Annotated in this window: 4 protein-coding genes; 3 read left to right on the top strand and 1 reads right to left on the bottom strand. The window is 34.6% G+C overall.

The window, feature by feature from the left end; translation table 11 throughout:
- The coding region (locus QZ276_RS08130; RefSeq protein ID WP_292486988.1) for a TFIIB-type zinc ribbon-containing protein at positions 1 to 750 on the bottom strand (750 nt) is incomplete at its 3' end.
- A 442-nt stretch (positions 751 to 1192) separates the two neighbouring features.
- Here QZ276_RS08130 and QZ276_RS08125 point away from each other — a divergent pair.
- The 3 genes from QZ276_RS08125 to QZ276_RS08115 form a co-directional block, all read left to right on the top strand.
- Entirely contained in the window at positions 1193 to 2554 is a 1362-nt protein-coding gene (locus QZ276_RS08125) for a DEAD/DEAH box helicase family protein (RefSeq protein ID WP_292486986.1), read from the top strand.
- Positions 2555 to 2582: 28 nt separating this feature from the next.
- On the top strand, positions 2583 to 4184 hold the full coding sequence (locus QZ276_RS08120; RefSeq protein ID WP_292486984.1) for a DUF790 family protein: 1602 nt from the start codon (positions 2583 to 2585) through the stop codon (positions 4182 to 4184).
- Between the two features lie 511 nt (positions 4185 to 4695).
- On the top strand, positions 4696 to 4917 hold a 222-nt coding region (locus QZ276_RS08115; protein WP_292486982.1), incomplete at its 3' end, for a DUF919 family protein.

Here is a 4917-nt window from a genome sequence, read left to right as displayed (position 1 = left end):
ATCGATTGGTGAAGTAGGCATGAGTTTTAACGAAAGTTCTCTTGAGATGAAACGATAGGTCCTTCCAATCTCTATTCTGCTAACTCTTGATACTTCACCTATCTCATCAAGTGTTCTTGGTACACTGCATTGACGGCATGCAGCATAAAGTGCTGCTGCAGCAACACCTTCGATACTTCTTCCACGTATTAAATTCTTATCCACTGCTTTCCGATAGACTACTGCTGCTGTTTCACGTACAGTTCTTGGTAAACCAAGTGCAGATGCCATACGGTCCAGTTCTGATAAAGCAAAAGCCAAATTCCTTTCAGTAGCATTGCTTACACGGATTCTACGCTGCCATTTCCTTAATCGATACAGTTGAGCTCTGTTTTTAGATGAAATTGATTGACCATAGGAATCACGGTTTCTCCAGTCAATTACTGTGGACAGTCCTTTATCATGAATGGCATAGTTCATGGGCGCTCCTACTCTGGCACGGTTCATCTGCTGATTAGAGTCAAATGCTCGCCATTCAGGACCTTCGTCAACTAATTCTGCATCCACCACAAGTCCACAATCTGAACAAACAAGTTCTGCACGTTCATAATCCTTCTCAAGGTTAATGCTTCCACATTCAGGGCATTTAGTAACTGATGACTCTGTTTCAGAGGATTTTTCCTTTTCTTTTTCCTTACGTGCTTTTATCATTTCACGTATTTTTTCACGTTCGGAGGTATCAGTATACCTCTCTCTTTCAACTTCAACCATTAACTATCCCCCACTCTTATCGAACTAATTCAATCATTGGACTGAACTAAAAGCTACAGCCCCTAACTCCCTCTGATTAATTAGATATTCTAATCCTTAATAAATCATTACACCTTAATTTTTTTATTTGTTTTAGTGTATTATTGGTTTAAGTAGAATTATATTATATAAAGTTATCGCAATTTTTATATAAGTATGACAATATTAGAATAATCGTATTGTATACTTAATAGGTTTTTGTAGAAGAAATTATAGTAATCAGTAATTTTCGGACAGCCTGTAGAAACTGTTGGCTTCCACAAACCCCTGTTGCCCCATCTTCATAAATATACATTTCCATGTAATTTATAGTTACATATACCGTTTTCATGTTTTTTAATAGATTTTATATATCGTAAAGGTTTTCTATAAAACCATTTGATTATTTAGTGGTTATAAGACTATGTCAGCTGATATACCTGAACTAACTTATCATCAAGGAACTGTAAAAATTAACGGTAGTATAAGCGTTCCTTATGCTTATTGGGATGAACGCAGCAAAACTTTCAGAGCTAACGGATTATATTATAAAAATATCATCAATTACCTGAAAGAATCATCAATTGAATATAATGACAGTGTTCCTAACCCTGTTCCGTGTCCCGAACTGAAAGAATTGTATGATGATGATATACAATTAAGAGATTACCAGCAGGATGCTATTTCTTCATGGATTCAAAATAATTATCAGGGTGTAATAGTACTTCCTACTGGGAGCGGTAAGACCATCATCGGATTGGAGGCTATTGCATACTGCAACACACCTGTTATCGTGGTAGTTCCAACGATAGACCTGATGGAGCAATGGTGTTCAATCCTTAGCAAAGCCTTCTCAATTGAAATCGGATCACTTGGCGGTGGTAAAAAGGACATCCAGCCTATTACTGTTTCTACATATGATTCAGCTTATATCCACGCAGAAAAAATCGGTAACCAATTTAATTTTATTATCTTTGATGAAGTGCATCATTTACCAGCTGAAGGATACCGGACAATAGCTGAAATGTTTATAGCTCCATACAGAATGGGTTTAACTGCTACCTATGAAAGAGAAGATGGGCTTCATAAAGAATTAAACCGGCTCGTTGGTGGTAAGGTTTTTGAGCAGGAGTTATCCAGTCTTTCAGGCAAACATTTATCACCATACAGGATTGAAAAAATTACTGTTGCATTAAAAGAAGAAGAAAAGAAAGAATACAAAAGGAACCACTCTATATTTACAGATTATTTAAAAAAGAAAAATATATCCATGAAAAGTCCCGGTGATTTCCAGAAACTGGTCATAAGAAGTGGAAACGACCCGGAAGCACGGAAAGCTTTACTGGCGAGAAACCGAGCAAGAGACATTGCATTTAATAGTTCAGCAAAAGTTGAAAAATTAAGAGATATCCTTAAAAAACATATACATGATTTTGTATTTATATTTACAGAACACAATCATCTGGTATATCGTATATCCGATGAATTTCTGATTCCTTCTATAACCTACAAAACTACTGCACGGGAACGAAACCTCATACTTGAAAAATTCAAATCAGGAACATATAATGCCATAGTGACATCAAAAGTACTTGATGAAGGAATAGATGTTCCTGAAGCTAGTGTAGGTGTCATATTAAGCGGTACCGGAAGTAAAAGGGAATATATCCAGCGTCTTGGTAGAATTCTGAGAAAACAAAAAGGAAAAGAAGCAGTCCTTTATGAAATTGTGTCTGCTGAAACGTCAGAAATTAATACATCAAAAAGAAGAAAACCTGCACAGTAACATCAATTAAAAATCTTTAATATCAAAAATGCTTCCCAGTGAACTTCTTGTTACTAAAACCTACAGGGGAAATGTAAAACCTGTGTATGCCAGCTCAGAGCATATCAAAACGGCAGATATGCTGATTGAAACTTTTAATAGGTATATAGAAAACACCTATGGAAACCTGATGGAGGAAATTCAGGGTTTTGAAGAGATGAATTATCGTTTGATCAGAGGACTTACACAGATACTATTGAGAAGATGTAGAATTGAATCGAATGTTGATATTGACCCTGTAGAACTTCGACAGGCAGTGTTTGAAGAATGTTCAAAAATCATAACATCAAGGGAAGAAAGAGACAATATACTTTACAATGTAGCCGAGAAATATTCTCTTTCAAAGGATGAACTGGAACAAAATCTATGGGCTGACATCGATGAAAATAAAATAATCAAAAATTTTCAGCCAATATCATCTGATGAACTGTTAAAGCAGTATAACATATCACTTATCCAGACACTTCTTTTCAAAGCCGTTGATTTGGACTTAAAAATAAAGGGTAATTTCAAAAACGTTTTGCAGGCAGTACTTCGTTCAAGGTTAATGTATTCTTTCAATGAAGTTCCTGTAAGTAATAACAATAACGAGGAAATTGATAGTGGTATAGAGACAGTAAATCTTCATATAGATGGACCTGCTTCCATTTTTAAAATGACGGAAAGATATGGTAAATCATTTGCAAAATTAGTTCCGCATATACTTGAATGTCGTTCATGGTACATCAGAGCTGACATATCTCATAAAACAAATAGTGGGAAACGGGTACTTGAATTTACTGCAAGTAGCAGTGATGACATATTCGGTCTGAAAACTTCACAAAATCAGATAAAAGAATCTCCAAATCCTCTTTATAGCAACAACAAAAAGACGGAATTTGATAGTTCCATTGAATATGAGTTTGCACAATTTTCCTTTCGGGAATGGAGTCTGTATAGAGAACCTGCAATTTTAAAAACAGGTAAATATGCATTTATTCCTGATTTTTCACTAAAAAAAGGTAACCTTACAGTTTATGTCGAAATCATCGGGTTTTGGACACATGAGTATCTTAAAAAGAAAATAGAAAAAGTCAACAAAGTAGATGTTCCCATAATTCTACTTATCAACAATAAACTCAAATGTTCAGAAAGCGATTTCAAAGCAAAAAATGCGGATGTGCTGTTTTACAGCAAAAAAATACCGTATAAGCAGATTATGCAGATATTAAGGCGTTATGAAGAAAAAGAACTGGAAAAAGAGCACGACAGAATAAAAAATATAGATGTTCCACCAGACAAAAACATTATCAATATAAATGATCTGGCTGAAAAAGAAAATGTATGGAAAAATGCACTGAAGCAGAAATTGGAAAATCAGCTGAATGATGATAGTGAATATTTAATTTTTGGTGATTATCTGATTCATAAAAACCTTATTCAGGAAATCGATTTACAGATAAAGAATCTAAAAACATATTCTGATGTAGTGGATGTTTTTGATAAATACAAACTCGACAAACAGGTATATTATCTTGTACTTGAACATCTAGGATACAAAGTGGTCTGGAAAGGGTTAAGCGAGGATACAGCAGAAATTCAAAAGGGATGAAAGGAAAAGATAATCTATTAACAGAGGAAATTATTACTAGACTGCACGATATTTTCAAACATCAATCTGATGTAGAACTTGTCTACCTGTTCGGAAAAACGGTATAATTCCAGAAGCTTTTGCAAAAGATTTCTCTAATATTGTAAGTTGGAGGGACACTGGTACACATATAGAAGAAGTCGATACTTCGCTCCTGGTAAATTTATTGAAAGGACGGCTGGATGATTTTGAAATATATGGAAAATATCTACTTGGTTATCTGGATGTTAGTAGAAACCATTCAAAGCTATAATTAGTATTTGGCACTGTAGGAAACCTATCAAACTGAAACCAATTAGCAAAATTCATCAAATATTATAGATATCCTAAAGCTAATCAAAAATCATTATGACCAAGCATTTCTATAAAATCCTGGATTTATAAAGGTAAAGAAAACCACGATGTCTTTAGCATCGTGGTATGATAAAGAGTCAAAAAAATATAAGTACTTTGATAAACGATTGTATAATGTATGTATCTGACCCAGAAGAATCATCTCCGTACTGATAAGCAGACGTATGAAACTTTGAAGAGGTTGACCAAGCTGTCCAAAAACCTGTACAATTTCACATTGTATACGATTAGACAGTATTTCTTCAACTACGGTAAATATCTCAATAAGAATACTGCTTATCACACAGTAAAAGAGAACGAGAATTATAAATTGATGCCATCCCAGGTTGCCCAGAATACT

The organism is Methanohalobium sp., assembly GCF_018609725.1.
Classification (GTDB): Archaea; Halobacteriota; Methanosarcinia; order Methanosarcinales; family Methanosarcinaceae; genus Methanohalobium.
This window is presented reverse-complemented; position numbering and strand designations above follow the sequence as displayed.